Annotated in this window: 2 protein-coding genes; both read right to left on the bottom strand. The window is 73.7% G+C overall.

Annotated elements, in window-relative coordinates; translation table 11 throughout:
- On the bottom strand, nt 1-944 hold a 944-nt coding region (locus G3I65_RS47360; protein WP_203612705.1), incomplete at its 3' end, for a beta-ketoacyl synthase N-terminal-like domain-containing protein.
- A gap of 43 nt (nt 945-987) precedes the next feature.
- A partial coding sequence (locus G3I65_RS47365) for an acyl carrier protein (protein ID WP_160701907.1) occupies nt 988-1,556 on the bottom strand: 569 nt, incomplete at its 5' end.

The following is a 1,556-nucleotide window of genomic DNA, read 5'->3' on the forward strand; positions in this document are numbered from 1 at the left end:
CCGTTGGACGCGCCGTCCTGGTTGACCGCGGTCCCGCGGACCACGGCCAGCACCGGGTGGCCGAGGCGCCGGGCGTCGGAAAGCCGTTCCACCAGCAGCATCCCGGCGCCCTCGCCCCAGCTGGTGCCGTCGGCGGCCGCGGCGAAGGACTTGCACCGGCCGTCCGGGGCGAGCCCGCGGGCCCGGCTGAACTCGATGAACGCCGTCGGCGTCGACATCACGGTCACGCCGCCGGCCAGCGCCAGCGAGCACTCGCCGCGGCGCAGCGCGGTCGCGGCGAGGTGCAGCGCCACCAGCGACGACGAGCACGCCGTGTCGATGGTGAGCGCCGGGCCCTCCAGCCCGAAGGTGTAGGCGACGCGGCCGGACGCGATGCTGCCCGCGCTGCCGTTGCCGATGAACCCTTCGAACCCGTCGGGCACCGGCTGCAGCCGGGCCGCGTAGTCGTTGTACATCACGCCGGCGAACACGCTGGTCTTGCTGCCCCGCAGCGACGACGGCGCCAGCCCGGCCGCCTCGATGGCCTCCCAGGACAGCTCCAGCAGCAGCCGTTGCTGCGGGTCCATCGCGAGGGCGTCACGCGGCGAGATGCCGAAGAACGCCGGGTCGAAGTCCGCGGCCTCGCGCAGGAAACCGCTTTCGGTGACGTAGTACGTGCCGGGCTGGTCGGGGTCCGGGTCGTAGAGCTTCCCCAGGTCCCAGCCGCGATCCTCGGGGAACGGCCCGATGCCCTCGCGGCCGGAGTCGACCAGGTCCCACAGCCCGTCGGGGTCGCCGACGCCACCGGGGTAGCGGCAGCTCATCCCGATGATGGCGATCGGCTCCCTGGCCTGCGCTTCGAGCTCGGCCAGCTGCGAGCGCGTCGCGCCGAGCCGCTGGCGGGCCTGCCGCAGGTCGGCCGTGGCCCGCTTCAGGTAGTCGCGGAGGGTGTCTTCGTTCGCCATTCCGGGCGTCTCCTCGGTGGATCGTGGGGTCGGCGGGCGGCCGCTAGCGAACTTCGAAGTCCTGGTCGATCAGGGCGAACAGCTCCTCGTCCGTGGCGGTGTCGAGGCGTTCGCCCTCCTCCGCACCGGTCCGCGGGTAGAGGGTGGCAAGCAGCACTTCCAAACGGGTTCTAAGCGCCATCCGCGTCGCTTCCGCCGGTTCCCCGGCGGCCAGACCCGCTTCGAGCTGGGCCAACGCCGTCAACGCCGGATCGGCCGCTTCCGCGTCGCCCCGGCCCAGTTCCGCGAGGAGGAAGCCGGTGAGCACCCGCGGGTCCGGGTAGTCGAAGATCAGCGTCGCGGGCAGCCGGAGACCGGTCGCGGCGGCCAGGTTGTTGCGCAGTTCGACGGCGCTGAGGGAGTCGAAGCCGAAGTCGCCGAAGCCGCGTTCCGGGTCGACGGCGTCCGCGGACGCGTGCCCGAGCACGGCCGCGACCTGCGTCCGCACCAGGTCGAGCAGGACGGCTTCCTGCTCTTCGGCGGGCACCTCGGCCAGCCGGGCGGCCAGCGCGCCTTCCTCCGGCGCGGCCGACGGGCGCCGCGCGCCGCGGATGAGCCCGCGGAACAGCGGCG

This window comes from Amycolatopsis sp. SID8362 (assembly GCF_010550475.1).
Taxonomy (GTDB): Bacteria; Actinomycetota; Actinomycetes; order Mycobacteriales; family Pseudonocardiaceae; genus Amycolatopsis; species Amycolatopsis eburnea.